22 protein-coding genes are annotated in these 26,986 nt (G+C 44.2%); 14 read left to right on the top strand and 8 right to left on the bottom strand.

All coding sequences use genetic code 11. The features are described from left to right. Positions 1-183: 183 nt before the first annotated feature. The 5 genes from MC7420_RS10525 to MC7420_RS10510 all read left to right on the top strand — a co-directional run bounded on the left by MC7420_RS10525 (position 184) and on the right by MC7420_RS10510 (position 9,312). Positions 184-4,119: a two-partner secretion domain-containing protein gene (locus MC7420_RS10525; RefSeq protein ID WP_006100266.1), complete on the top strand. Its 3,936-nt coding sequence runs from the start codon at positions 184-186 to the stop codon at positions 4,117-4,119. Between the two features lie 309 nt (positions 4,120-4,428). Beyond that, positions 4,429-5,265 carry an Rpn family recombination-promoting nuclease/putative transposase gene (locus MC7420_RS10520; protein ID WP_006100213.1) on the top strand — a complete coding sequence of 279 codons (837 nt, stop codon included), beginning with the start codon at positions 4,429-4,431 and terminating at the stop codon, positions 5,263-5,265. 308 nt (positions 5,266-5,573) lie between these two features. Next, positions 5,574-8,309, top strand: a complete 2,736-nt coding sequence (locus MC7420_RS10515) for a CHAT domain-containing protein (protein WP_006100116.1) — start codon at positions 5,574-5,576, stop codon at positions 8,307-8,309. Beyond that, on the top strand, positions 8,273-8,530 hold the full coding sequence (locus MC7420_RS39475; RefSeq protein ID WP_006100322.1) for a hypothetical protein: 258 nt from the start codon (positions 8,273-8,275) through the stop codon (positions 8,528-8,530). Before MC7420_RS10515 ends, MC7420_RS39475 begins: the two co-directional genes overlap by 37 nt. Positions 8,531-8,742: 212 nt before the next feature. Then, complete coding sequence (locus tag MC7420_RS10510; protein WP_006100224.1) at positions 8,743-9,312, top strand: Uma2 family endonuclease; 570 nt, start codon at positions 8,743-8,745, stop codon at positions 9,310-9,312. 234 nt (positions 9,313-9,546) lie between these two features. Here MC7420_RS10510 and MC7420_RS10505 read toward each other — a convergent pair whose 3' ends face one another. From MC7420_RS10505 to MC7420_RS10490, 5 genes are all read right to left on the bottom strand, one after another. Continuing rightward, complete coding sequence (locus MC7420_RS10505) at positions 9,547-10,584, bottom strand: tetratricopeptide repeat protein (RefSeq protein ID WP_006100003.1); 1,038 nt, start codon at positions 10,582-10,584, stop codon at positions 9,547-9,549. 166 nt (positions 10,585-10,750) lie between these two features. Next, complete coding sequence (locus MC7420_RS10500) at positions 10,751-12,511, bottom strand: serine/threonine-protein kinase (RefSeq protein ID WP_006100280.1); 1,761 nt, start codon at positions 12,509-12,511, stop codon at positions 10,751-10,753. Continuing rightward, positions 12,512-12,676, bottom strand: a complete 165-nt coding sequence (locus tag MC7420_RS39470; protein ID WP_157453119.1) for a hypothetical protein — start codon at positions 12,674-12,676, stop codon at positions 12,512-12,514. Positions 12,677-12,685: 9 nt separating this feature from the next. Beyond that, positions 12,686-13,984 (bottom strand): NB-ARC domain-containing protein, encoded by a 1,299-nt coding sequence (locus MC7420_RS10495; protein WP_006100068.1) that lies wholly within the window; start codon positions 13,982-13,984, stop codon positions 12,686-12,688. A gap of 211 nt (positions 13,985-14,195) precedes the next feature. Beyond that, complete coding sequence (locus MC7420_RS10490; RefSeq protein WP_006100053.1) at positions 14,196-14,588, bottom strand: hypothetical protein; 393 nt, start codon at positions 14,586-14,588, stop codon at positions 14,196-14,198. A gap of 429 nt (positions 14,589-15,017) precedes the next feature. Between MC7420_RS10490 and MC7420_RS10485 the strand changes: the two genes are divergently transcribed. The 9 genes from MC7420_RS10485 to MC7420_RS10450 all read left to right on the top strand — a co-directional run bounded on the left by MC7420_RS10485 (position 15,018) and on the right by MC7420_RS10450 (position 22,108). Then, a complete protein-coding gene (locus MC7420_RS10485; protein ID WP_006100265.1) occupies positions 15,018-17,231 on the top strand; it encodes a phosphoketolase family protein in 2,214 nt (737 codons plus the stop codon). A 118-nt stretch (positions 17,232-17,349) separates the two neighbouring features. Next, positions 17,350-17,682, top strand: a complete 333-nt coding sequence (locus MC7420_RS10480; protein WP_044206282.1) for a hypothetical protein — start codon at positions 17,350-17,352, stop codon at positions 17,680-17,682. Then, positions 17,679-18,113, top strand: coding sequence for a type II toxin-antitoxin system VapC family toxin (locus MC7420_RS10475; protein ID WP_006100354.1), 435 nt, complete (start codon positions 17,679-17,681; stop codon positions 18,111-18,113). Before MC7420_RS10480 ends, MC7420_RS10475 begins: the two co-directional genes overlap by 4 nt. Before the next feature lie 26 nt (positions 18,114-18,139). Continuing rightward, positions 18,140-18,727: an AlbA family DNA-binding domain-containing protein gene (locus MC7420_RS10470; RefSeq protein ID WP_006100301.1), complete on the top strand. Its 588-nt coding sequence runs from the start codon at positions 18,140-18,142 to the stop codon at positions 18,725-18,727. A 69-nt stretch (positions 18,728-18,796) separates the two neighbouring features. Beyond that, entirely contained in the window at positions 18,797-19,090 is a 294-nt protein-coding gene (locus MC7420_RS39465) for a hypothetical protein (RefSeq protein WP_157453118.1), read from the top strand. A 162-nt stretch (positions 19,091-19,252) separates the two neighbouring features. Next, entirely contained in the window at positions 19,253-19,495 is a 243-nt protein-coding gene (locus MC7420_RS10465; protein WP_006100124.1) for a hypothetical protein, read from the top strand. Positions 19,496-19,520: 25 nt separating this feature from the next. Further along, positions 19,521-20,654 (top strand): AAA family ATPase, encoded by a 1,134-nt coding sequence (locus MC7420_RS10460; RefSeq protein WP_044206280.1) that lies wholly within the window; start codon positions 19,521-19,523, stop codon positions 20,652-20,654. After that, positions 20,608-21,417 carry a hypothetical protein gene (locus MC7420_RS10455; RefSeq protein ID WP_198016420.1) on the top strand — a complete coding sequence of 270 codons (810 nt, stop codon included), beginning with the start codon at positions 20,608-20,610 and terminating at the stop codon, positions 21,415-21,417. The genes MC7420_RS10460 and MC7420_RS10455 overlap by 47 nt, the downstream gene beginning before the upstream one ends. Before the next feature lie 94 nt (positions 21,418-21,511). Next, positions 21,512-22,108: a Uma2 family endonuclease gene (locus MC7420_RS10450; RefSeq protein ID WP_006100161.1), complete on the top strand. Its 597-nt coding sequence runs from the start codon at positions 21,512-21,514 to the stop codon at positions 22,106-22,108. Positions 22,109-22,642: 534 nt separating this feature from the next. On the opposite strand, the gene mutL is transcribed toward MC7420_RS10450, so the two are convergent. From mutL to MC7420_RS10435, 3 genes are all read right to left on the bottom strand, one after another. Continuing rightward, the gene (gene mutL, locus MC7420_RS10445; RefSeq protein WP_006100205.1) at positions 22,643-24,370 is read right to left on the bottom strand and encodes a DNA mismatch repair endonuclease MutL; all 1,728 of its coding nucleotides are present in this window, start codon (positions 24,368-24,370) and stop codon (positions 22,643-22,645) included. Positions 24,371-24,725: 355 nt separating this feature from the next. Next, positions 24,726-26,414: a sensor histidine kinase gene (locus MC7420_RS10440; RefSeq protein WP_006100249.1), complete on the bottom strand. Its 1,689-nt coding sequence runs from the start codon at positions 26,412-26,414 to the stop codon at positions 24,726-24,728. Positions 26,415-26,421: 7 nt separating this feature from the next. Further along, positions 26,422-26,928, bottom strand: coding sequence for a Rab family GTPase (locus MC7420_RS10435; protein ID WP_044206278.1), 507 nt, complete (start codon positions 26,926-26,928; stop codon positions 26,422-26,424). Positions 26,929-26,986 lie beyond the last annotated feature (58 nt).

Genomic DNA, 26,986 nt, shown 5'->3' with positions numbered 1-26,986 from the left:
TATCGTTGGCAACAGGTGAACCAAGGAAGAGGGCGAGTCGATAAAAGTAATGGATTTCCCGGTAACGATAGTGGGGCGAGTCGCCCCTACAGGATTACAGGATTACAGGATTACAGGACACAAAACACAATAAAATAAATATCAGGTTAGGAATGACCTAACTATCAAATCAAAGAGGGTGCTATGATGACCATTAATCAAGGCTTACAGCAGATAGGATATGGAAGCGCGATCGCACTATTCCTCTTCATCCCCTGTAACCCTGTCCTCGCCCAGATTACACCCGATTCCACATTAGGCGCTGAAGGTTCCTCAATCCTACCCAATGGAGTGGTTATTGATGGAGTAACCGCCGATTTAATTCAAGATGGCGCTAGCCGAGGTTCAGCCTTATTTCATAGCTTTTTAGAATTTAATATTAACGAAGGACAACGGGTTTATTTTGCCAACCCTGACGGAATTGAAGCCATTTTTAGTCGGGTAACTGGAACTGATCCTTCTGACATTTTGGGGACATTAGGCGTTAATGGTACAGCCGATTTAATTTTTATCAATCCTAATGGAATTCTCTTTGGCGAAAATGCCCAATTGGATATCCGGGGTTCCTTTATTGGGAGTACAGCCAATGGGGTGGTATTTGAGAATGGCACAACGTTTAGTGCAACTAATCCAGAAGCGCCACCATTACTCACTATTAATGTTCCCTTGGGGTTGCAATATGGAAATCAGAACTCAGCCGCGATTACGAATTCTGGGAGTCTAGAAGTTGGAGGAGATTTAACCTTAGTTGGCGGAAAAATTAGCAGTACCGGACAATTAGCCGCCCCCGCCGGACATTTGGAGATAGCCGCCGTGAATGGAGATGCAATGGTGCGGGATGGGTTGGCGCAGTCGGCTATTTTATTCGCGAATAATAATTTAATTTTAGAGGAAAGTCAGTTAGTCACCGCCGGAGATTTAATCTTATTGGCGGGGGATACGGTGCGAGTGCGGGATAGTGTCGAAATTCCGTTTATCGCCCATACAGGTGGGAATCTTTATATTCAAGGAAATCAAGGCATTGATATTCTGGCATTGAATCATCCGGGAACGCCATTTCAGAGTGGTGGGGAGTTGAGTTTAGTCAGTAATGGGGTCATTTCTGGGGATGCTCATTTTGCCAGTGGGGGTCAGTTTTCGATTCTGAATTTAGCGGGGGAACCGGGGGAGTTTTGGAGTTACTATGATCCGATTATTAGTTCAGAAGGGGATGTGGTTTTGGGTAATTATACAGGAGTTTCGCTGAAAGTTGAGTCAAGAGGAAGTATTACCGCCGGAAATATTAGAATTACAGGACCAGATACTACTCTTTCTGGTTCAGATCCAGATATTGCCATTTTGACCAGCAGTCCGGCTCTAATTTTACGAGCGGGTTTAAGTGAATTGCAAAATACACCCAATGTGCCTAAATCAACAGGAGAAACAACTTTTACATCTTCTGGAGTACAGTCGTCACCCGGAAGCATTACGGTGGGAAATATTTCCACAGCCGGAGAGTCTTCAGTCAATTTTTCCGACTTTTCCGATGTCTCTAATCTTCAACTCAATAATAATGCTCAACAAGCGGGTAATGTTCTTCGTCTGACACCAGGGGAATATTTTCATGTAGGTAGTGTTTTTTTTATCCAACCTTTTCCTATCAGCGACAATACTTCATTCAACACTCAATTCAAATTGCGGCTTCATGGTAATACTGATTCGACTTGGGGAGCGGCTGATGGTTTAGTCTTTATAGTTCATAATGACTATCGTGGTGCTACCGCTCTTGGTGAAGGTGCAAACAGTCTTGGCTACAGTGTATTGCCTGACACTTCTAATCCTGAAGCCAAAATCTCTGACAGCATTGGGATAGAATTTGACATTTATGAGAATTCAGATATTGCCGAGCCTCCCAACGATAATCAATCAGATCCTAACAACAATCATATTGCTTTAGTTAGAGATGGTTCTGTCAATCATGAGCAATTGGGACTACCCCTCGCCAGTCCTCCATTTGATTTAGATGGCGATAGTTCTCGCACTGTCTGGATTGACTACAATGGAACCAATGATCAACTCAACGTTTTTATCGCTGAGAATACAACCAAACCAGACCAGCCTTTGCTTTCCCATCAAATTAACCTTCCCGATGTTGTTGGTTCACAAGCCTTTTTTGGCTTTAGTGCTGCAACGGGTGGGGGTTTGAGGGAGCATGATGTCGAAAATTGGCAGTTGAGTGTCACTAACCGAGAAAAATCTGGCTTAGGGGGACCTGTAATTTTATCAGCAGCCGATGATATTCAGACTGGCTCCATTATTACCGAAGGTGGGGATATTACCATAGAAAGTGGTGGCGTGATTGATACTACCGAAGGTACACTAGATTCCTTCTCATTTAATCGTGGCGGAGCCATTTCTATTACGGCAAATAATGATATTAAAGCAGGCGGAATTAGCGCCTCTAGTTATGGAGTCAGCGGTAATATTGATTTGACAAGCCATACTGGAACGATTGCCGTTGATGGGACTTACATTATCCGTAGCGATGCCTTTGGTTCAATCGAAGACCTGGGTAATACTTCCAGCAAACAAAGTGGTAATATTAACATCACTGCTCGGTCACTTTCCTTAACCAATGGTGCGCGAGTCTTGACAGGTACGTTGACAAATGGAGTGGGGGGAAATTTAACCGTAATTACGTCCGAGTCTGTTGAACTGAGTGGAACTTCACCCGATGGTCAAATTCTCACTGCTTTATCGACATCAAATGCTGGAAATCAACCAGCTAGGAATTTAACGATTGAAACAAAACGATTAGTGGTTCGAGATGGAGCCGTCATCGGTGCTTCTACGGCTGGTCCCGGTCAAGGTGGAAATCTAACCGTCAATGCCTCTGAGTTTGTAGAACTAATTGGTACTGCACCAGATGGGTTTCCTAGTGGTTTATCTACTGATACGATTGGCACAGGAGATGCGGGAAACTTGACGATTAATACCAGACGTTTAGTCATTCGCGATGGTGCAGTAGTATCGTCTTCAACATTTAGAGAAGGTCAAGGGGGAAATTTGACGGTAAACGCCTCTGAATCAATCGAACTTAATGGTATATCACGAGATGGATTTGCCAGTGGGTTATATGCTCAGGCATTTGGGGATGGAGATGCTGGTAACTTGATAGTTAATCACACCCAAAATTTGAATATCCGAGATGGGGCAAAAATCACCGTTGCCACTGGTACAGCAGCCGATGCTAGAGTGCCTAATGTTCCCTCATTTGATGCTGGTGATGATGTTGTTCTTCCTACTTTCGAGAGTGATGCGACAGGTAATGCTGGTAACGCAGAAATTACGGCTGATTTTATCCGTCTGAATAACCAAGCAGCAATTATTGCTGAAACCGATTCGAGTGAAGGTGGCAATATTACCCTCAACGTTAACGATATACTACTCCTACGCCATAACAGTTCAATTTCCACCACCGCCGGAACCGCCCAAGCTGGAGGAAATGGGGGCAATATCCGGATTAATTCACCCTTTATTGTCGGACTTCCCTGGGAAAATAGCGATATTACCGCCAACGCCTTCTTTGGGAATGGGGGGAGAGTTGATATCACCGCCAACAAAATTTATGGACTCGAATTTCGCCCTCGCCTCACTCCCCTTTCTGACATTACCGCCAGTTCAGAATTTGGCGAACAAGGAGTCGTGGAACTCGACACCTTAGAAATTGACCCCGACACCGGATTACTGCAATTACCCGCCCCAGCTTCTCCACCGGATTTTGTCAATTTCTGTCAAGGGCGTTCTGACCAAACTCCTAGCCATTTTATTATTAGTGGACGCGGCGGAGTTCCTCCGACAATTTCTCAAGTAACGGGAACCGATAATGTGTGGGAAGATTTACGTCCGTTGACTCCTAATAGTGATAGTCGCCCCGCTAAAATTGAACCCGTAAGCCAGAGGAGTTCAAGGACAATCATTGAGGCTCAAGGGTGGATAAAGTTGCCCGATGGGACAGTGGTTCTCACCGCCGAAGCGCCTAATGTTACGCCTAATACGGGTTGGCAAAATCCGATTAATTGTCAAAGTGCGGTTGAGTGATAAGTGGGGGATAATAATGAGGGACTGCTGAATCTAACTTTTCACGGTATTTGGCACATCTGTAGGGGCGGGTTTCACGACTATCTTTTTGGTTGCACCCAGATGTGACTAAACCCGCCCCGACTCAGGTTTGTACACTTCCCTTGAAAAGTAGGGACACCATCCTTGCGCCCTCATGTACCTCTATTTGAGCAACGCTATTTTTTAACGCAGAGTTTCGCAGAGGTTGACGCAGAGGTTCGCAGAGGGATTGAGTGGTGGGGAGGTGAGGGGTTGATGGTTCTGAAATAAATAGGAGGTGGATGATTGATGACGTTTATTAATCCGAAAACTGATTTTGCTTTTAAGAAGATTTTTGGCTCCAAGAAAAGTAAGGAGATTTTGATTAGTTTCCTGAATGCTATTCTGTATCAGGAACGGGAGATGATTCAAGACCTAGAAATCCTTGATCCTTATCAATCCCCTCGCATCCAGGGAATCAAGGATTCCTATTTAGATGTGAAAGCCGTCATCACTGGAAACAAAACTGTCATCATTGAAATGCAGGTACTCAACGTTTTAGGATTTGAGAAACGAGTTCTGTATAATGCCGCTAAAGCCTTTTCCATTCAATTAGGCGTTGGGGAAGATTACAACCTCTTAAATCCGGTGATAGCCTTAACCATTACCGACTTTGAGATGTTTCCCAACAATGCCAAAGTCATCTCTCGCTATTGCCTCAAGGAGAAAGAAACCTTAACTGATTATACCGATGACATTGAATTAGTCTTTGTCGAATTACCCAAATTCAATAAAACCTTGGAGGAATCAGAAACCTTAACCGATAAATGGCTCTACTTTCTCAAATTTGCCAACACCTTAAAAGACGTGCCGCCGCCAATGGCAACGATTCCCGCCATGAAACAGGCATTTACTATCGCCAGACAGAGTAAACTAACCAAGCGAGAGTTAGAAGCCCTAGAGAAGCGAGAGATTTTTATTCAAGATAGTCAGAATGCGATTCGCAAAGCCAAACTGGAAGGAAAAGAGGAAGGTATGCAGGAAAAAGCGATTGCCATTGCCCGTGAACTCCTCGATGTTTTAGACATTGAAACAATCAGTCAAAAAACCGGATTAAGTATTGCCGAAATTCAAGACTTAACCTAAATGTCAGTTCCCCTTGTTCCCCTTCTCCCTTGATGGGAGAAGGGGTTAGGGGATGAGGGTGAAAACCTTACCAGTCATGCTTTTTACCTTAAGTTGACACTAATAAAGACTTGCGCCCCATCCAGGATTGAGTTAAATCGATGCACTTCCCAAACAACAAACAACGTTAGCGGTCACAAACGGAGCTTTTGTCATGCAGAGCTTAGTGAAGTATAGCGTAACATAGTCGTGAGATTCTTCACTCCGCTATCGCTCCGTTCAGAATGACAAATTTGGCCGTGCGAAGTATAACAAAGGACAAATGACGAATGACCAATAACAATCGCCATCTACTGATTGGATTTATCCTAGGATTATTCCTATTCACAGGTATCCCTCCTGTCTTATCCCAAATTAACCCAATTACCCCCCCTATCCAATCCGCCGCACAATCTATAACCCAAGGGAGAACCTTTTACGCCGCCAAAGAGTATCAACAAGCCATTCACTTCTGGCGACAAGCCGCCCAAGGCTACGAAACCCAAGGGGATACCCTGCATCACGCCCAAGCCTTGAGTTATCTCTCCTTAGCCTATCAAAAACTGCACCAATGGACAGACGCCGACGCCGCCATCACAGCCAGTCTGACTCTATTAGATACCGTAGCAGAATCAACAGAGCGATCGCGTCTTTATGCTCAAGCCCTGAATCACCGAGGTCGTCTAGAATTGGCATTAGGGCGGGCGGAATCGGCGTTAGCAACTTGGAAGCAAGCCACGCAAATCTATCAACAACTCGATGATGACATCGGCGTCACAGGTAGCCGATTCAACCAAGCCCAAGCCATGGAAGCCTTAGGATTCTATCGTCGCGCTTGTCAGATTTCCCTGCAAGCCCTCCAGGTAGACAATCATTGCAACTTATCAGAATCAGGCGAATTAGACGCCGCTGTTAACACCTTTACCCAGCAATCTCAACCCGCATTTACCGTTGTCGGGTTACGCCATCTAGGAAATGTTCTCCGCCTCGTTGGACATTGGCAAGAGTCAAACCTTATTTTACACCAAGCCTTAGACTTAGCCGAACAAATCGACTCCCCATCCAACCAAAGTGCCACATTACTCAGTTTAGGTAAAACCGAATACGCCTTATATCGCCAATACAAAGACTTATGGGAGAGAAGTAATCTAATCGAAAATCGCGAAACTGCCAAAGAATGGGCAAGAAAAGCCTTAAATACCTATCAGCAAGCCGCCGCCATCACCACCGACTCCACCACCTTACCCCTAGAAGCCCAACTACATCAACTCCGTTTATTAATTGAGTTTCAGCAGTGGTTACAAACCCTAGAAAAAACCGATACAACCGCCAACCCAGCCGAATTCACCCCCCAAATTCAATCCCAAGTTGAAACATTACTCAACAGTCCCCTTGCCAACTTACCGCCCAGTAAAATCGCCATTTATAGCCAACTCACCTTTGCCCAAGAGTTACTAAAACTCCCCCAATATGACCCCAACTTTAGTTATGCCCTGGATTATAGCCAAACCGCATTTAACCAAGCAAAATTTCTGCAAAACAAACGGGCAGAATCTGAAGCATTGGGTACATTAGGTCACATTTACGAACAGAATCACCAATGGAAAGATGCCCAAGACTTAACCCATGAAGCCCTCGGTTTAGCCCAATCCCTTGACACCGAAGACCTCGCCTATAAATGGTTATGGCAATCGGGACGAATTTATTGGCAACAGCAGCAAAAAGAAAACGCCATTCACGCCTATAACACCTCAATCAACGTGCTTAATTCCGTGCGGCGGAATTTATTAGCTATTAACCCCGGCGTGCAATTTTCCTTTTTAGACGATGTGCGCCCCATTTATCAACAATTCCTGGAAATCTTATTACAACCCGACGCCAATCTTGACCATCTCAGTCAAGCCACACGCATCAGCGAAGCCCTACAACTGGCTGAACTCGAAGACTTTCTCCGCTGTAGCTTTACCAACTTAGTCTCCATTGACCAAAGTAAAAATCCCCCCGATGCAATTATTTATCCCATTTTACTCGAAGACCGCCTCGAAGTGCTGGTAAAATTGCCCCAATCTGACTCATCTCCAGAAAAGGTTTATCGGTATACCACCCAAGTTTCTGCTAAAGACTTTAGCCAAACCCTCTACGACTTACGCCACCAATTAGACGACTACCAAAATCCAGTCAACACCCTCATTTTACCCTCTGCCCAAAAACTCTATAACTGGCTACTCAAATCAGCCCAGGCTGACTTACCCCCAGAGGGAACCCTAGTCTTTGTTCTCGATAGCACCCTGCAAAATCTCCCCATTGCCATTCTCCACGATAGTCAGCATTACTTAGTCGAAACCTATAACATTGCCATCAGCCTCGGCTCACAATTACCCAACCTCAACCCCTTATCCCCAAGCCTTATGCAAGGGCTACTAGCCGGAATTAACAAAAAAGCCGAGAGTTACCCACCAAAGTTACCCGCCTTATTCAATGTCTGGGACGAACTGCAACAGATTCACAATACCGTTCCCAGCCAACTACTAGAAAATGAACAATTTACCCAAACCAACTTCCGAAACCAACTAATTAACCATCCATTTTCCGTGATTCATCTAGCCACCCACGGCGAATTTAGTTCAGATGCAACCCAAACCGTCATCTACGCTTGGGACAAGGAAATCCCCGTAGAAAAATTTGGTCAACTCCTGCAACAGAGACAACAAACCCGCCGCGAACCCATTCAATTATTAGTCCTCAGCGCCTGTCAAACAGCCTCTGGAGATAAACGCGCCGCATTAGGATTAGCCGGAGTCGCCTTAAGAACAAATGCCAGTAGTACAGTCGCCAGTTTATGGCGCGTTAGTGATAACTCTACCGCCCAATTAATGAACGACTTTTACCAGCAATTAAGCCAAGGCATTCCTAAAGCCGAAGCCCTAGCCAACGCCCAACGAAAACTTCTAACGAATCCCGATAATCCATCCCATAAACATCCTTACTATTGGGCAGCATTCATCCTCGCCGGAAACTGGTTTTAATCGTTCGTAGTAAGGGCTTTAGCCCTCATCCCAAACAACCCAGTTTTGGCATGATTTCCAATGGCGGAAGTTTCCTATTTGTCAAATTAGTTCAAGGACAAATACCTCAGTATGCGACATCAAGCCAATTCGACTTGCGACGCAAACCCGACAATGATCTCTATAGCGTCTTGAGTATCTTAAAGCATTTAGGAGAATTAACCCAAACTAACTCCAACTAGCCATCCCAATTCTCCTACCCGTAGATTCCCAACACCTGCAAAAACTCATATCACTTCCAATTGCTGGCAAAACCATAAACCATTAACCCAAAGCCTTCAACCCCCTCTGCGTACCTCTGCGTTAACCTCTGCGTACCTCTGCGTTAAAAAAAAATATAACCAACATAACATCAGCCTTCTCAATCCAACCCACCTAAACCCCAAAAAAACAAATGATTGCCAATCCCCAACCCAACTACCTAACGCCCCAAGACTACCTAGACTGGGAAAAACACCAAGACATCAAATACGAATACATCAATGGTGAAGTTTTCGCCATGACAGGAGGAACCATTCCCCATAATGAAATCGCCGTTAACCTCATCGCCGCCTTAAAAAATCACCTGCGTGGGAAAGGGTGTAAAGTCTTATCCTCAGATGCAAAAGTTGGCATATCAGACAATGGTTCATTTCACTATCCTGATGGCATGGTAACCTGCGACGAACGGGATAAATATGCCATCGAATTTGTGCGCTATCCCTGTCTAATTATCGAAGTTATATCACCCAGCACCGAAGCCATTGACCAAGGTAAAAATTTTAGACATTACCGTCGCATTCCCACATTGCAAGAATACGTTCTCATTAGTACCGATCAAATCAATGTTGAGTATTTTCGACGCAACGCTGAAGGAATTTGGGAACTACATTCTTATACAGAAGAAAATGAATTACACCTAACCAGCGTTAATTTTCACTGTACGCTTGAAATGCTTTACGAAAACGTAGAATTAAGTTCGTAGTAGGGGAACCTTAGCCCTGTCCAGCTAGAGGGAGCGAGAACTAAAGTTCTCACTACAAACAAAGCCCTATTTTAGGTGGGTAACGGCACTACTGGACTGACCCAGCTAAAATTGTGCAATAGATTGATGGTTAAATCGGGCGCACGCCGTGCGCCCCTACAATTCTAATCCACCAATTAAGGTGTGCCACTACGTCTAAAACATTTAAGTCAATGACCAATGACCAATGACAAATCAATTTAATCGCTGCATCGCTTTTTCCACAGTCTCAACTCGCTGTTCAGCACCAATTGCCTCATATCCCGCCTTAGCTTCTTGATACCAACGCCGCGCCTGTTCATAATTATTATCCATTTCATAAACTTCGCCTAAAAACTGGGCAACTTGCGGAGTCAATTCAGCATTATTTAACTGCTGATAATTGCTGTAGGCTGCTGTTAACACCTCAACAGCTTGCGGTAATTTTTCCTGCGCCACAAAGGATCTCGCCAGTCCAATTTGCGCCTGGGCAAGTCCGGCAATATCTTGACGACTGCTTGCCAAATCTAGGGATTCTTGATAAACTAATTCTGCTACTCTCGGTAACTCCAATCGATTATATAAATTCCCCAGACTCTGATAAACCTCTAAATTTTGGCTATTTGTATCAATCGCTTCTGTTAGCGTTTGAATCGCCAAAGTCATCAAGTCATAGTCTTCGTAAACCTGGGCAAGTTGCAAAGCCGTTTCATCTGCACTCAGATTCTGCTGGCGAATCTCTTCCACCTCAACCATAACAGATTCAGCTTGGCTGGGTGTCATCAGTCTAAACATCGATTTCCCCGCCTTTCCATCCGCCTCAACCATCAATTCATAATTAATCCCAGGGGTTAATGGAGATTGAGTCGCCGGATAGGGAATTTCGGTGTTTCGCACATTCGGTAATTCCCAGATAGTTTCACCCGATCGCAACAAACGCACGGTATACTCTTGAGTATCGGCTAGCGGTGTCCAAGATAGGGTAGGTTGGGGATTTAGCAGCGAACCTCTGGGCGGAGTGATAACCCGAATCTCCGTAAAACCACTGCGACTGGGTGGGAAACAAGGACCACTTTCCGGGCAGATTGGTTTCGGGTTTGATGTATCCGCGATCGGTGGGAAACAAGGACCACTTTCCGGACAGATTGGTTTTGGGTTTGATGTATCCGCGATCGCACGTTGCCAAACAATGCTCTCGATGCCCGTTGTTAAACTAAATGTGACGATTAATGGAAATAATACTTTACGTTTCATATTAACACAAAAGGATGTTACTAGCAGAATATATTAATCTAATTGTATAGACATTAATGGCGACCTTGCTATCACTATTGCTTGTATAAACACAATCGTAGGGTGTGTTACGCTTCGCTAACGCACCATTATTCAATGTAACGCACCATTTTCACAACTTGATGAATTACTGTGCATTTAAATAGTCTAATGCATCCGTTTGCCATACCTGTACTTCAGGTAATCCTCTAGACTCAGCCTTACGACAATTTTTCCAGGATATTAACGCCTTTTTCTCATCTACTTGGTTTTGCCAAACTTGGGCGAGAAGACAGTGTGGCGCGGCTTGTTTATTATCTAGCTTAATCGCTTTTTGTAAATATTTTTCGGCATCTTGGTCGCGATTTTGTTCCAGATGCGCCCAGCCCAGATTTTTGTATAGTCCGGATTGGAGGTTATTTTTTTCCGTTTCATTTAAGTCAAGAGTTTCTATTTGCTGCAAAACCTTAAGTAGCAGATTAACCGCTACCTCATAATTCCGCTTTTGCCAAATTTGCAGACGGGCAAAGTTATTCGTTGCATAGATACTAATATAACCGTTATGCCCCATGGCACGTTTATATTCAGCCAGCGCCTGATCAAACTTCTCATCATCCTCATAAAGCATTCCTAAATTGTAGTGAATTGTTGCCGCTATTTCAGCGTCTGGATTTAATTTTAAGGCTTGATTAAATTGTTTCTTCGCGCATTGTAAGTCTTCTTGATACTTACAAGCTAGACCCAAATCACTACGGGCTGTGGCATCATTAGGATTAATTTTAACCGCTCGTTCTAAATTTATTCTAGCTTGCTCTAAGCGAAGTTCCATAAGGTCTTCTCGTCCCTGTTTAAAATAATACTGAAATCGCCAAGGTTGTGAGATATGATATACGCCAACTCCCATCATTCCTAGAGTAATAATAGTGGCAATTCCTTTAGGCGATCGCACCCAGCACCCCAACCCCCGCAACCACAAACTGACGTGGGTTAACCCCTGGGCGATCGCTTTCACATCTTGGGGACGATTCACCACCGCATCTGCCATCAAATCATCGATAAACTCGGCTAAAGGTTTAGAGATTTGCGGTGCTTTGTCTTGCCAAATCAACTGACCTGTATTATGATTAATAGGTAGACAACTAGGCGGTTTATTAGTAAGTAAATGAACCAACGTGCGTCCCAAGGCATAAAAGTCGGATTGGGGCAAACATCTACCCTGCCTTTGTTCCGGTGCAGTGTATCCTTCTGATATAATCTTAGTTAATTCAATATCTCCCCGAAGTTTAGCTAAATACGTCCCTGTAATCTCCCGCACACTGCCAAAATCAATCAAGACCAATCTGCCATCCGGCTTCAGGATAATATTACTGGGTTTAATATCCCGATGAAAGAATTGGTTTTGATGCAAATACTCAAGAATCTCTAGAATTTGTCTCAGCCAATTGAGGGCTAATGCTTGAGAAATTTCCCCATACTGTTTTGCCCAGGCTTCTAAATTCTGTCCCTCAATTCTTTCCAAAACTAGGCAGTGTAATTCGGTGGTACTATTAACAGAAACCGTAAAATACCCATCACTCTCAACCTTGGGAATCCCTGGATGATTTAAAAGTTCCAGTGTCAAAGCTTCCCGTTCCAATAGTTCGACTAATTTGCTATGATTATCTCTGAGAACCTTCATCACTTTCCCGGTTCCCTGATCATCCACCTCAAAGATATCGGTATATTTCCGCGAATCTAATCGGCGTAAGGGTTGAATCAACCGATATCGGTCATGAATTAATAGTGGAGTACCGCAGGTTTGGCAACACTCCAATTCATCGAGATTTTGACGCTGTTTGCAGTGGGGATTAATACAGTAAATCACATGATTGTTAAGGGTAGAAGGGGAAGAGAGTAAGCTGTTCTGCATTTAAACCTTAATGTCAATAATGACGAAATTTTTGCCGTAGTGCGTTAAGCGAAGCCATGCCGCAGGCTTTGCATCTTGCTCGCTACATTGAGCATCTTGCTCGCTACTAATACCCAATTTAAATGCATGACAGCTTAGAAGGGTCAACCTGTAGAGACGTTGCATGCAACGTCTCTACAAATCATTCAGTTTGTAGGTTTTCACATATTTCCTAATAATCGGTTGTAAAGTAAAAAAAGGTTCGCTAGTCTTCTTCCCATCACCCCCAGTCTTCTCAATCAAAGAACGTCCCCGTAAAGAGTCCAGTACCTCTAATAATTCCGAAAACGAGATAGAATTATTTTTTTGTAACGTTCTCAGCGACAGCGGCTTGTCTTGACTCGCTAAACTCTGTAGAATATCTTTCTCTAAATCCGATAACTTCTCAAACTGTCGGTCGAGGTTTTCCCGAAATATATCATCAACTAAAATAGTTTGTAAATTAGTGAATTCCACCACATCCCCATTAAAATACTCTGTAATCGTCGCGGCGACTAACTTTAACGCTAAAGGATTCCCTTGATAATCCCGAATCAAATTCTCCCATTTTTCCTCACCCGTTAACCCATTTTCGGCTAAAATTTGGCGGGCGGCGGCGTCGGGTAAGGGGTTCAGTGGTAAAGAATGAACCGAGGGACGAGTTGTTTCTAAGCGGCGGATATCTCTCAGAGTTTCTTGAGAACAAAGTAATAAGCAACTTTGATGGGACGATTCACCAACTTGTCTCACAAGTAACCCGTATTCCTCATAGTCAGGACTATAGCGTCCAAATCTATCACCACTTCGCACAATTGTCTCCACATCATCGAGGATTAATAGACAACGGTGTTGGTTTAAATAATCCCGCAACAGAGAGAGTCTCTCATTTAAATCTGTTGGTAAATCCGATTCCGCCTGATTTCCCAAAGCGATAAGCCAATCCCCTAAAAGGGTGTCTAGGGGTAGCGGATTCCTAAGCGATCGCCAGATAATAAACTCAAACTCCTCCTCTATATCCTGCGCCAGGTTCACCGCCAACGTAGTTTTGCCAATTCCTGCCATTCCCAGGATGGCGACTAAGCGCGAGTTATCCTGAACAATCCATTGCTTCAGCCTCTCTAGTTCCTCTTGACGCCCATACATCACCGAGATATCCGGCGCTTCTCCCCAATCTCGACGCCGAGCGGACTGAGTTTGATAGGATTGATAAGCAGAGATGAGACGCTGTTTCAATTCCACTAACTTACCCGGACCCGTTCCCGTAATCTCAAACTTGCGATAAACTTCACCCAGTCGCTTCCGCAAGGCGATGGGAGTGATCCCCAGGAAGTGGGCAATCTCATCCTGAGTTGACTTGCCCGTCAGGACTAACGATAACGCCTCCAGTTCAGTGGAGGACACACCGCGTTCGTCGGTCAAGGTTTTCAGGAATTCAGGGGGAATCGGGGAAGTCAATGTCTTCGGTTCTCACGTTAGTCTGTACTTCTGATTATAGACTGTGAGACGGACAGTTTAATCCAGTCCATTAAAATGGACTTTAGCTATAAGCCCGGAGTTTGAACTCCGGGCTCCGGACTTTGCTTGTGTAGCTGTGACTTCTAGTCGTCCTTTATATTTTATATAAGGTGAGGCTTCGTTAACCCCATCACGGAGGCTAACGCTGCATTTATCTAGGAGAAGAACGCAACGATGGAGCCGCAGCCGCGCCATAATTCACTCGGCAACCGATATTAAAGACACTAACGCCACATTCTAGGGGAACTACATCACCGTTCCGCATGGCACTACAGCTCACATAACCATCATTGTTGGTATCTTTCATCATGCACTCAATGGGTTCTGCACCAGCACGATCAGACCAAGAATTCATCCCCATCCCAGCAACAATGTGATGCCAGAAGAAAACCAGCAGGAAGAAACCCAGAAAAATTGAAACAACGGCTGTCGTGATTAATCCAGCTCTAAATTTCCAACTTTGCAGAAAATTGCCCGACTGAGTTGGAGCTGCGTCTGGGGTAGACGTAGATTCATTAATTGGTTTATCTTGAGTTTCGGTCATAGGAGTACGTAATCTCTTGTGATTTTAAGATAATCGCTTATGGATCTATTCTGATTGTAGCGATCGCGCCTTCCCCCTGCTTCCCCTGCTTCCCCTGCTTCCCTTTATTCAGCAGCCCTTACTTCAGCCCTAGCCTTACCATCTGATCAGTTGCACGATGGCAGGGCTTGTCGGACTTTCAGGCAGTTTCATGGCAGGGTGTTTGAGTTCATGTTTCTTAGAGTAGCGAATTGCTGCCTATTGACATAACCCTGATTCTGTGAAACAGATTCAACTCCTTTCTGCGCCGTTATCGTGAATCCAGTCTGATTACCTAGAATTATCACTGCATAACGCAAAATTGATTAAGTTTAACAACATTCACGTTGCAAAACGTTGTAAAATTTTCATAAAGTTAATCTACCGATACAATTATTTAAGGTACTCAGCATGACTGCAACAACCCCAAAAACTACGTCACCCGTTCCAGCCTTTTGCGAAGGCATCCAATATTTTGGGCAAGGCTTACCGGGTTTGGAGACGTATGGTGGAAAACCTGCCATTGCTGAGGACAAAGTCGCGATCGCGTCTCCATCTGACCCGGCGGCTGTCTTTCAAACCCTCCTAGCCGCTGATGCCCTGCGTTACCTAACCCTGCAAGTCACAGCATCCAAAGCATCCGGTCATCCCGGCGGATTTGCCAGCGTCGCCGAAGGCATCGCCGCATTAATCATGCTGGGCTACAAAAATATTATTACCGAAGTAGGACACCATGCCCCTGGCTTTTACAGCACCATGTTCTTAGACCGTTCCCTAGAGGACATGGGGATTACCACCGTGCAACAAATGCGGGAACGCTTCCGGGAAATGCATGGACTCCTAGGACACCTATCCGGTCAAATTCCCGGACTGCTGAACCCGGCTGGACCCTTGGGACAAGGGCAGCATTTCGCCATGGCGGGGGCGTTACTCCACCGGGATACCCTCTTCCCCGTGACAATTGGCGACGGGGGGATTGGTGAACCCTACATAATGAGTAGTTTTGGTCACTTCCACACCGCCTATCCCGATGTCACCAACTTCCTGCCCATCTTAGTTTGGAATGGATACTCCCAGGAACACCACAGCATGGTATCCACCAAATCCAACGAAGAGATGATTGAATATTGGGAAGGTAATGGATTTAAAGAAATTATCCTAGTCAATGCCAAAGACTTTGACGACGCCAATCAACCCGGTGAATATGTGGATAGCACCGCCTTTTCCTGGGAAAAACGCTTGGAATTTACCAAAGCCGTATTAGAAGCTACCGACAAAGCCGCCAAATCTGCCCTAGGCGGTAAGCTTACCGTACTGATTATCAAACAGCTTAAAGGCGCTGGTGTCCATGCGCGAGGCGCAAAAGCCCACAACCTCTACGCCTACCATACCCTAGACAATGAAGAGATTGTCCAAGCCTTGAAACAACGTGCCTTACCCCCAGAGGCTTGGCAACTGGTACGCACCAACTCTGAACGGGCGGCTGGGGGTCCTGCGTCCCATCAGGTAGTGACGGAGAAGGAGTTATCCCTACCGGATTTAGGCACATTACCCTTAAACGAATTTGAAATTAAGGGTGATAAGCAAGTGGCGACGACGGCGATGGGGGCGTTAGTTGCCCATGTCGGGAAACAAGACCCTAACTTTATCATTTCTAACGCCGATGGCAATGCCGCCTCTGGGATTAATAATGTTAACGTGGCGCTGAAGATTCTCCATCCTACCGTTGATGACCTCTATTATCAGGGACCTAAGGGTCAAGTTTACGAACCGTTGAGTGAAGATGCTTGTGCGGGGTTAGCCGCGAGTTTAGCCTTGTTTGGTTCCCGTACTCTGTGGTGTTCCTATGAATCCTTTGCGGTGAATGGGCTACCGATATGGCAAACTGTTACTCAAGCCATGGCAGAATTGCGGCGTCCCACACCTGCGACAATTACCTTATTTACCGCCGGGGCATTGGAACAAGGGCGCAACGGTTGGACTCACCAGCGTCCAGAGATTGAAAATTACTTTGCTGCCATGATGCGGAATGGTAATGTGTTTCCTTTGTTTCCCTGTGATGCCAATAGTATCCAGGTGTGTTATGACTGGGCGCTGACGATGAAGAATAAGGGAATTACGATTACGGCGAGTAAGTCACCTTTACCGGTATTAACTACATTTGAACAAACCCGTCAAGCCTTAAAAGATGGGGGTGTGGTACTCCATGAAACCGAAGGGAGTCAGAAATTTGTGTTTGCCGTGATTGGCGATATGCCACTGATTCCCGTCTTAGATGCAGCCGTTCACCTGGAAAATCAAGGGATTGGCGTGCGAGTTGTTTCGGTAATTAGTCCCCGGCGTTTGTATCGTCCCCATGATGTAGCGTGGGAAACTTGTACAGATCCTGATAGCCACTTTTTAAGTGATCAAGGGTTTGAGGAGTTGTTTGGTGGCGATGCGTTGATTGGCGTAACCGGGGGTGCCAGTGCCATGCTGGAACCGTTGATGTTACGGAGTACCGTTAAGCGCGATATTTTTGCCTGGAAGCGCGGGGAAACGGCATCGAGTGCAGGTCAAATTATGGCGTTTAATGGGTTAACGGCTGAGAATTTAGCGAAGCGAGCGACTGAGTTGGTTGGATAAGATTGATTTGCATTAGGGCTTGCTGAATCACGATTGTAGAGACGTTGCATGCAACGTCTCTACTCTTGGGTAGGAGATTGTTACAATAGAGCCAAAAATGAGGGTTAAAGCATCATTTATGACTATCTCACTATCTGTGCAAACAATAATTGAATCCATTGAAGCCCTTTCTCTTGAAGACCAAGCTTTATTATTTGAACAACTTTACAGGCGAAGGCTGGAAAAGCAGCGTCAAGAGAATATCAAGGAAATAGCTGAAACAAAAGAGAATGAGCCAGTAACAGGCAAGTCTCCTCAATCTCAGAATCCTTTACTACAGGTTCCTGCTACGCTCAAAAATAATCCCTTATTTGATGAGGTATTAGGATACATAGCAGCCTATCGCCATGAACTCGATCAGGAAACAGAAGCTTATTATCGTGAACGTGACACCGAGGTTCAAAGCAAGTGACTCGATACATTCTGGACACTGATCATGTCACATTTTTGCAACAAGTTCATCCAATTGTTACCCAGCGTGTTAGTGCAGTTAATCCCGATAATATTGGTGTTACTGTCGTAACCGTTGAAGAACAAGTACGGGGATGGCTAAGTGCGATCAGAAAAACATCCCAATCGTCCCAACCTGAACGATTAATATGGGCTTACAGAGGATTGCGAGATGGGGTTAAATATCTGAGCCGATTAAACCTAATTGACTTCAGTGAAGAGGCTTACGCTCATTATTTGGACTTGCGTCGTCAAAGAATACGCATTGGCACACAAGATTTGCGAATCGCCGCTATTGTGCTGGCAGAAAATTCTATCCTCGTTACGCGCAACCATCGTGATTTTGCACAAGTACCTGGTTTGGTATTTGAAGACTGGACAGTACCGAATTGAGATAGCAGAAATAGAAACAAGTAAAAATGAATTCTAGACAAATTGAAAGCTGGGCATTGAGAGTTATTGATTGTGTCAAAAATGGTCAACCCAACGAAGATTTTTTAGTTGAGTTGAAGCGAGATTGGATAGAAAAAGAAAAAGCGGCTCGTCGAATCGCAGGTCATGCCAATGCGGCGCGAGGAGAAAATATACTTTGGTTAATAGGTGTTGATGAAAAACAAGGTGTTATTGGAGTCAATGCCACCGACCTTGCTACTTGGTATCCTGCTGTAGAGTCTTGCTTTAATGAACTAGCTCCAAGAATGATACCATTAAATATTCCTGTAGATGGGAAAACAGTTGTAGCTTTACTGTTTGAAACTGATCGCGCTCCTTTTGTCGTTAAAAATCCGGTTTATGGATCTAAAGGCGCAGGTGCTGTTGAGCTTGAAGTTCCTTGGCGTGAAAACACATCGGTAAGATCAGCACGTCGATCTGATCTGATTCGATTACTAGCACCACTCGAACGGCTACCAGATGTTGAAATTATTGATTGTGACTTTACCGCAACAATAAAAGGAGAAGACTCTTTCGGAAATTGTACTTTTGACGCATTAGAATTGAGTATATAATTGTACCTTGTCCCTAAAAATAACAATCGTATAGTTATCCCGTTTCACCGATGTAAGGTAGAATTTGAAATGATCGGAATTACAACAATTCAATCTAATTGGATCGGATTAGAGCCAGCTAGGGGTAAGTCTTATGGAGGGGGACGTACAGGTAGACCTGGGTCTTTAACAATTCAAAGTACAGCATACGAAATCATAATTGATGATCCTGGTATGATTTTACTAAAAGCAAGATCAAGAAGACCATCATTACCTGATAACGCAAAAAATTGTGATGTTCGTATTTTCATTCATCTTTTACCAACTGATTCTGATCGCCCAGTTGTATTAACTAAGACATTGCCTTACCCAAAAGAACAATGACGGTTCATATTGTGGGGTCTTCCGTAGTAGGGGCGCAAGGCTTGCGCCCTTACCAAAGTGTCACGTCATCCAAAAAATTGCTATATTACAACGGTTTTCAAGTTAGTAGACTAAAAATACAGTATAGTTTTAAATACAGTATAGTTTTAACGAGGTATCACCATGACACAGGAAGAGTTGTTGAATGATTTTTTGTCCCTGCCAACTGAAGCACAACGCCAAGTTCTAAACTTCATCGCTTTTTTAAAAAAATATAGGGAAACTGAACCGACCTCTCAAGCAACAGATGTTGATTTGGTCAATGATCCATTCATTGGGATGTGGCGAGAGCGTCAAGATTTAGCTAATAGTACGGCTTGGGTGCGTAGTGTTAGAGAAAACGAGTGGTCAAAATCCCGTGGCTAATCCAACTATTGTAGATATATAGCCAATGTTAGTAAAGTTAGAACTCCATAATTTTAAAAGCCATCAATCTACACAACTTAGCTTTGATCGTTCCCGTTTACATGCCATCGTCGGACAAAACAGTGCTGGAAAAACATCAGTACTGCAAGCATTGCATTATCTCAGTCGATTGGCTGGCTCAGAATTTAAATATATCTTCCAGTATGAAAGATCACCTCAATTTATTACAACAACAGGCAAAAACAATATGTCGGTTACTGCCAGCGGTTTTTGGGGATATGACAAGCGGCAAGATTGGCAAGCATCCTATAGCTGGACACAAGAAAAACCTGATCATTGGCATCCAAAGGCATCGTGGAAAGTAGATGGCAAACTCGATAACTGTGAGGGATGGCAAAGCTCACTAAAAGACTCGGCATATCCTATTCCTCAATCTCTAAGACATACAGTTTATCTTAAGCTAGTAGCCAGTAATCTTGCCAAAGCAGCGTACAGTGATGACATTACACCGCGAGTTGAGTACGATGGTTCAGGACTAGCACCGACTCTAGACTTTCTGCGTAATGAGAATCCAGATAACTTTCAAGCTTTAGAGGAAAGGTTAAGGCAAATCGTACCCGGTATACGCAAGGTAGGCGTCAAGCGAGCAAAGGTTGTCGTCAATCGCCAGCGTTCCCTCGAAGTCAATGGTAAATTTATTCCTTATGAAGAAACTCAAGAACTTACCGGACAAGAAGTTGTACTCGATATGAATAGTGGTGAGCGTATACCAGCTCATTCCGTTAGCGAAGGAACGATACTTACCCTAGGATTGCTGGCTGTGCTAATGAATCCTAATCAACCCAATTTGGTTTTACTCGATGATATTGAACAGGGACTCCATCCCAAAGCACAACGAGAATTGATGACTGTTTTTCAGGAAATTATTCAAGACAACTCAAATCTGCAAATTATCTTTTCGACTCACTCTCCCTATATTATTGATGAACTGGTTCCTGCTCAAGTACATGTTTTGAATAATACCGATTCCGGCTTCACCGTCTCCAAGCGGTTAGATGAACATCCTGATGTGGAATGGGCAAAACAAACGTTAACAACGGGTGAGTTTTGGGATGCTGAGGGCGAAGATTGGGTTGTTGCAGGAGAAGGAAGTGATTGAGTTTATTGTTATTGTGGAAAGTGGTGCAGATGCACGAACGGCTACAAAATTAGCTGAGCGTGTTCTGGTCGAGAAAGTAGATTGGTTAGATGAGGATAATCTTCAGTATGTTTTCCAGTGGAGTGGATTACAGAATGGAACACAACATTCCTGCTGGAGCGATATTGGTAAAATTATTGACGAAGCAAAAGAACAACTGAGATTTAAACCGCCAAGATTTCTGGGTCATGATAGAAAGGGTGAACCGTTAAAAGCTGATGGGGCAATATCTGTAAAAGTCCTAAATTTGGTTCGTTTCCTCCAAAGAACGCGACAGATTAAGGCAATTCTCTTTATCCGTGATTTAGATAATCAACCCGAACGCCGCCAGGGGCTTGAGCAAGCACGCTTAGAACAGGTTAATCGACAACCTTTATTAGAAATTATTATTGGTACAGCGAATCCAAAACGTGAAGCATGGGTTTTGAATGGATTTGTTCCCTTGAATCAAAAGGAAAGACAAATTTTAGAAGCAATAAAAACCCGATTAACTTTTGATCCTTGTACCGAATCTCACAGATTACGCTCTACTTCACTGAAAGAAGCTGGTCGAATGAGAAATCCGAAAGTCATAGTTGAACAGCTAACGAATGGAGAGATGAGACGCGAACAGCAGTGTTGGGAAGATACAGACTTAGAACTTCTGCGCGAAAGAGGTGTTCATACAGGTTTGCTAGACTATATCGGTGAACTTGAGCAACGATTACCCGCTCTAATTCAATAGACACTGAAACTTGTATTGATTAGCTTAATTGTTACTAAATATATTTTTCAATACAGTCGCATTCGTATACTATCCCGAAAATTTTAAATTTACTATGACTATACAACTTACAGAACAACAAAACCCAGTTAACGACCAGTACTTTATCTTACCTGGTCGTTATAATTGGCAGCAATTCAAGGCAATTCAAGCCGTGATGCAAGATGTTCCTGGATTAAAATTAACGTATTTTGATGGGTGTGTGGAGTTCATGACTACAGGTGAAGACCATGAAATGATTAAAAAATTTATAGCGATTCTCATAGAAGCCTATTTATTTGAAAAGGGTATTCGATTTATCCCGATTGGGAATGCAACTCGTGAAGCTGAAACAAAAGGTGCTTCCTTTGCTCCCGATGAGTCTTACTATATTGGTACAAAAAAAGAGCATCCTGATCTGGCAATTGAAGTGGCTCTCACCAGTGGCGGAACGGATAAACTCAAAAAGTACAAGCGGTTTCAAATTCCTGAAGTTTGGTTTTGGCAAAAGAATAAGATTTTAATCTACCGTTTTCGGCAAAATGACTATGAGCAAGTTGAGCGCAGTGAGTTTCTACCAAACTTGGATTTAGAGTTGCTGGTGCGCTGTGTGTTAATGTCTGATATAGTTGAGGCGAGAATGGCGTTTATTAATGGGATACGACAGTCGTAATTTCCGGGTTAATATATTGAATATTGACACGTTTGCGGAAATAATGACTGGAAGTATATACATCGATTAGGACAAACGAACTGTTGTAGAGACGTTGCATGCAACGTCTGGAACAAAATGATGTGTCCTAACCGCTATGGCGGTTGCTATATTACCCCCTTTTGCCACGGCGATTGAAATCGCTGCTACACAAACAAAGTCCGCCTGCGCGGACTGGCTTATAAGGGGGGTAGCTAACCCGGATTTATTATGACATTGCGGTTTCCGTAATCACGGTTATGAAATTGCGCTATGGCTTACAAATCAACCCTCAACGCGCCCAGAAAATTGAACCCGTTTTAACGGGTTTTAGCTTTTAGCCCGAACTTTAGTTCAGGGCTTAAGCTGTCATGCATTTAAATTGGGTATTAGTAGCGAGCAAGATGCTCTCACTACAAGGATTTCACCATTATTGACATTAAGTTTAAATGCCGAACAGCTTAAGTTAACTACTCTAGCGATACGATTATGGCGAAGACAGCGCAACTACAAACGTTAAATGCCATGGCTTTTGCCAATCACCCAATGACGACGAAAGAAACGAGCCAGCGCTGATTCTTCTAGGGGTAAGTAAATCGGACGCCCATGGGGACAGGTGCGGGGATGGCGGGTCATTTTCCATTGATTTAATAATGTCTGCATCTGCTCTAAAGTTAAGGGTGTGCCATTGCGAATTGCACTGCGACAAGCTGTGGCAACTTGTGCGTTTTGTAAGTCTCCACCTAAACTGAGTTCTAATAGGGCATCAGCACAATCGTCTCGCTGGTGCAGTAGGGCGGGTGCGTTGCGAACTGCCCACAGTTGATCGCCAAAGGGTTCTATTTCTAAGCCAATCCGTTGCAGTTGTTCGAGTTGAACGGGGGTTAAATAGTTGAGAATCACGGGGGGTTCTAGGGGAACCAGTTGCCAGCGATCGCGCAGTTGTTCGTACAAGACTCGTTCATGGGCAATATGCTGCTCAATTAACCACATTCCTGTATCATGTTCTGCCAGAATATACATGTTACGCACCTGGGCAACGGCTTTTAATTCAATTAAGCCAATATCGGAAGGATTACGCTCCTGTTTTGGTGATTCATCCAGGTGATAAACGCCCTTTTTTGCCGAGGCTGTCAGTAATTTGCCGACACGATGGGATTGAGACGCGGTGTCGAAATTTTCCGCCCCAATCCGCAAGGCTTGTTCAATGGCTTGGCTAATTTGTTCTTGCCAATAGGAAAGGGAATGCAGATAAATTTCGGCTTTGGCGGGATGACGATTCCAATCAATTTGACTGGGGCAAATTTGTAGGTGAATAAAACAAATCGGATAGCGATCGCGCGGTAAGGTTTTCGCCATGGCGGTGAGAATCGTTTGTTCCAATTCTGGCGATCGCACTAACCGCCCATTCGTCGCCACTTTAACCCAATCTGGGCGGCGACGGTGACAGCGATCGGGTAATCCTAACACTAAATGTAGAGACGCGCCATGGCGCGTCTTTGGGGTTGAGTTGTAAGTAAACTCCCTTATCTCCCCTGCACTCCCCTCCTCTGGTGTAGGAACATCTAGGGTTAATTGCTGCAAATCATGCACCCGAACCTGTTTGAGAAGTTGTGGGATGATCTGTTGAGTCGTTTTACCCGGACTAATTGTAAACCAGGAGCGATCGCTTTGCTGAACTTGCCAAGTCACCGATGGATGGCAAAGGGCTATATTCTGTATCGTGGCTTGGATTATGCGTTGTTGTTGACTCCTCGACGGTAATCCCTGACGACGCAGACGCCACTTGCCAAATAGATTCGAGACAGTCACCACTGTACCTGGCGCGATCGCAACGGCTTCTGTTTCTTCTGCTTCTCCCTGCGTATTATACGTACAGCGCCATCCCTCAAAACCTGTCTGTCGGCTGCATATTTCTAATTCGGCTAACGCTGCAATACTATGCAAAGCTTCACCGCGAAATCCCAAACTGGTAATCTTGTATAAATCATCGCGACTTTTAATTTTGCTGGTACTGTGTGCCGATGCAGCTTTTTGTAAATCTGTCAAGTCCATACCCGTGCCATTATCTGCCACGCGCACGCGCCACAAATCAAACCATACAGCCACAGCGATGCGCGTCGCCCCCGCATCCAAAGCATTTTCCACCAATTCTCGTACTACAGCGGCTAAGGAATCAATCACCTCGCCAGCCGCAATTAAGTTAACAACCTCCGTCGGTAGGGTTTGAATAGAACCAGTCATAGTGGTGAAGTAGGGGCGGGTTTAGACGCTTGCGTTTCGCTGTTGATGATAACGTTTTCTCAACACCAGCCCTGTAAACACTGATTTCACAGATTTATTGAAACAGTAGCGGTGGAAACACTGATTTCACGGATTTATTGAAACGGTAGTGGTGGGGTGTCAGAGGTTAGTCACACTGATTTCACAGATTTACGGTAGCGGTGGGGCTGTGATACCAAATCCGGGTTAGCCACCCCCTTTATAATCTAGTCCGCGCAGGCGGACTTTGTTTGTGTAGCTGCGACTTCTAGTCGCCAAGGCATCTTGTCTGTGTTAATCTGTGTCATTTAATCGTGAGACTTCTGGAGAGTGTTATTCAATCTGTGTAATCTGTGTTTCGGAGAAGCTCTAATTTATTTTTTTCTCCCCCTGCTCCCCCTGCTCCCCTTGCTTCCCCTGCTCCCCTTGCTTCCCCTGCTCCCCTTGCTCCCCCAGCTCCCCCAGCTTCCCCTGCTCCCGCAGCTTCCCCTGCTCCCCCAGCTTCCCCTGCTCCCTCTGCTCCCCCATCTCCTAGGGGTAACGTGACTTTAAACGTTGTACCCACACCCACTTCACTGTGAACCGCCAATTTACCCCCGTGTAAATCAACCGATTTTTTGACAATGGATAAACCTAATCCTGTCCCCTGAATATTGCCCACATTTTTAGCCCGATGAAAGGACTCAAAAAGTCGCTTTTGATCCTCTGGAGGAATGCCAATCCCTTGGTCTTTAATTTCAAAAATAACCTCCTGTTCTCGACAGTGACAGTTAAACTGCACGGTAGAACCTAGTGGTGAATACTTTACCGCATTTGTCAGCAAATTGGTCAAAATATGCCGCAGGAGCTTTTCATCCATGCAAGCCTTACTCGCCCTACCTGAATTAATCCAACTGATTTCATGCTGCTTACCGATACCCAGTTCAATATCTTCAACTAAATCCTGGCATAACTGGTTTAAATTTAAGGGTTGAGGATTAAACTCCAGCTTACCTGATTCCGCTTTGTTGACAATCAGCACATCATCTAACAGGGTTGTCATGCGGTTCACTGAGTCTTTAATTCGATTAAAGTGTTTGAGCTTTTTCTCCTCCGCCCAGTTATGACTATACTGTTCCAGTAATTCGGTCGAGGAATAAACCGCCGTTAACGGAACCCGGAATTCATGACTCGTCATGGAAATAAAGCGAGATTTTAGTTCCGTAAGTTCTTTTTCTCGCTCTAGTGCCTGAAGCATTTCTGCTTCCAAAAGTTTACGCTGGGTCAAATCTCGACCGACATAGACGAAATTGAGTGAACCTTCTAGATCAGTTATCAGAGCCGAACAAGAAAACGCTACAGCGACGGTTTCACCCTGTTTAGTCAGGCAATTTAATTCGATGTCCTGAAATGTCGAACTATCCGGTGATAAATGATTTAAGTTATTTAAAAATTCTTGATTTTTAATGATTTTGGTTATCGGTTGTCCCACTAATTCGTCTATCTTGTATCCAAATAGAGTTTGTGCGGCACGGTTTGCCGTTTTGATGTCTCCTGAAGCTGTAGTGACTAATAGGGCATCAGCCATTGAACTGATAATTTTATCAATATAATTTTTAGAATGAGTTAGCGCACTTAATAATAGATTAGTTTCATTTGATTTTTGAATTAATTTTTGCTGTAACATCATCCATTCGGTGACGTCCTTAAATAAAAGGATTAAATAATTTTCATTCTCATCTTGATGGTGACAAATATGTAAATCAAAATAAAAAGGAGAATCAGGCGCTTGATCTGTGTGATGCTGATCAGCTCGAACAATTCCTGCTAACTGAAAACTTATCTGCCGTCCTGCTAAAATGTCCATCATTATCCCTTCCATACCGACTAATTCCGGAAAGGCTAAGCGGACATCTTCGCCTAATTTTAAATCTTGAGGAGATTCCGCAAAATTAGGAACACCGTCAGACAAGTCTTGAACGAGTAACTCGTGATCAAGGGTTAGATACTCGTAATCGGGTGCTAATAGTTTTAAGCGGGACGGCATACAAATTCTAAGCCTTTAATATCTGATCAGCAAGTTGTTGAAAAATTTCATCGACATAAGCACCTGTTTTCGCTGAGGTTTGATAAAGTCCGGCTTCGGGATTTAAATCTTTATCCTGAAAAATTTGAATCAGTTGGTTCAGTTTTTCCGGTTCGACTAAATCCGATTTATTTAAGGCAATGGCAATTTTGCCTTTGGGATTAACCGATAGAAACAGGTTAACGTGTTCATCTAATCGCTCAACGGTTTCCAGGCGGCTGACATCAGCCACGACGATGACACCACTCGCCCCCTGTAAGTAACTGGGAGCGATAGATTTAAATTTAGTATGTCCCTCCAAGTCCCAGATGAGCAACTGTAAATTTACGGATTCTAGGGTTTTTCGAGAAATCTTCACACCGACGGTGGACAGATACTGATCGCTAAACTGGCGTTCGACGAAGCGGCGAATTAGGCTGGTTTTGCCCACGCCAAAGTCACCGACGAGACAAATTTTCTTGGATATTTTAGCCATTGGTCATTGGTCATTGGTCATTGGTCATTGGTCATTGGTCATTGGTCATTGGTCATTG

This window comes from Coleofasciculus chthonoplastes PCC 7420 (assembly GCF_000155555.1).
Lineage (GTDB): Bacteria > Cyanobacteriota > Cyanobacteriia > Cyanobacteriales > Coleofasciculaceae > Coleofasciculus > Coleofasciculus chthonoplastes_A.
The sequence above is the reverse complement of the archived record's forward strand: the minus strand, read 5'-3'. Positions and strand labels throughout refer to the sequence as shown.

Coding starts and splice junctions, on each gene's coding strand:
- MC7420_RS10525 (WP_006100266.1), top strand. CDS start 184: ATGATGACCATTAATCAAGGCTTACAGCAGATAGGATATGGAAGCGCG.
- MC7420_RS10520 (WP_006100213.1), top strand. CDS start 4,429: ATGACGTTTATTAATCCGAAAACTGATTTTGCTTTTAAGAAGATTTTT.
- MC7420_RS10515 (WP_006100116.1), top strand. CDS start 5,574: ATGACCAATAACAATCGCCATCTACTGATTGGATTTATCCTAGGATTA.
- MC7420_RS10510 (WP_006100224.1), top strand. CDS start 8,743: ATGATTGCCAATCCCCAACCCAACTACCTAACGCCCCAAGACTACCTA.
- MC7420_RS10505 (WP_006100003.1), bottom strand. CDS start 10,584: ATGAAACGTAAAGTATTATTTCCATTAATCGTCACATTTAGTTTAACA.
- MC7420_RS10500 (WP_006100280.1), bottom strand. CDS start 12,511: ATGCAGAACAGCTTACTCTCTTCCCCTTCTACCCTTAACAATCATGTG.
- MC7420_RS39470 (WP_157453119.1), bottom strand. CDS start 12,676: ATGCAACGTCTCTACAGGTTGACCCTTCTAAGCTGTCATGCATTTAAA.
- MC7420_RS10490 (WP_006100053.1), bottom strand. CDS start 14,588: ATGACCGAAACTCAAGATAAACCAATTAATGAATCTACGTCTACCCCA.
- MC7420_RS10485 (WP_006100265.1), top strand. CDS start 15,018: ATGACTGCAACAACCCCAAAAACTACGTCACCCGTTCCAGCCTTTTGC.
- MC7420_RS10480 (WP_044206282.1), top strand. CDS start 17,350: ATGACTATCTCACTATCTGTGCAAACAATAATTGAATCCATTGAAGCC.
- MC7420_RS10470 (WP_006100301.1), top strand. CDS start 18,140: ATGAATTCTAGACAAATTGAAAGCTGGGCATTGAGAGTTATTGATTGT.
- MC7420_RS39465 (WP_157453118.1), top strand. CDS start 18,797: ATGATCGGAATTACAACAATTCAATCTAATTGGATCGGATTAGAGCCA.
- MC7420_RS10465 (WP_006100124.1), top strand. CDS start 19,253: ATGACACAGGAAGAGTTGTTGAATGATTTTTTGTCCCTGCCAACTGAA.
- MC7420_RS10460 (WP_044206280.1), top strand. CDS start 19,521: ATGTTAGTAAAGTTAGAACTCCATAATTTTAAAAGCCATCAATCTACA.
- MC7420_RS10455 (WP_198016420.1), top strand. CDS start 20,608: ATGCTGAGGGCGAAGATTGGGTTGTTGCAGGAGAAGGAAGTGATTGAG.
- MC7420_RS10450 (WP_006100161.1), top strand. CDS start 21,512: ATGACTATACAACTTACAGAACAACAAAACCCAGTTAACGACCAGTAC.
- mutL (WP_006100205.1), bottom strand. CDS start 24,370: ATGACTGGTTCTATTCAAACCCTACCGACGGAGGTTGTTAACTTAATT.
- MC7420_RS10440 (WP_006100249.1), bottom strand. CDS start 26,414: ATGCCGTCCCGCTTAAAACTATTAGCACCCGATTACGAGTATCTAACC.
- MC7420_RS10435 (WP_044206278.1), bottom strand. CDS start 26,928: ATGGCTAAAATATCCAAGAAAATTTGTCTCGTCGGTGACTTTGGCGTG.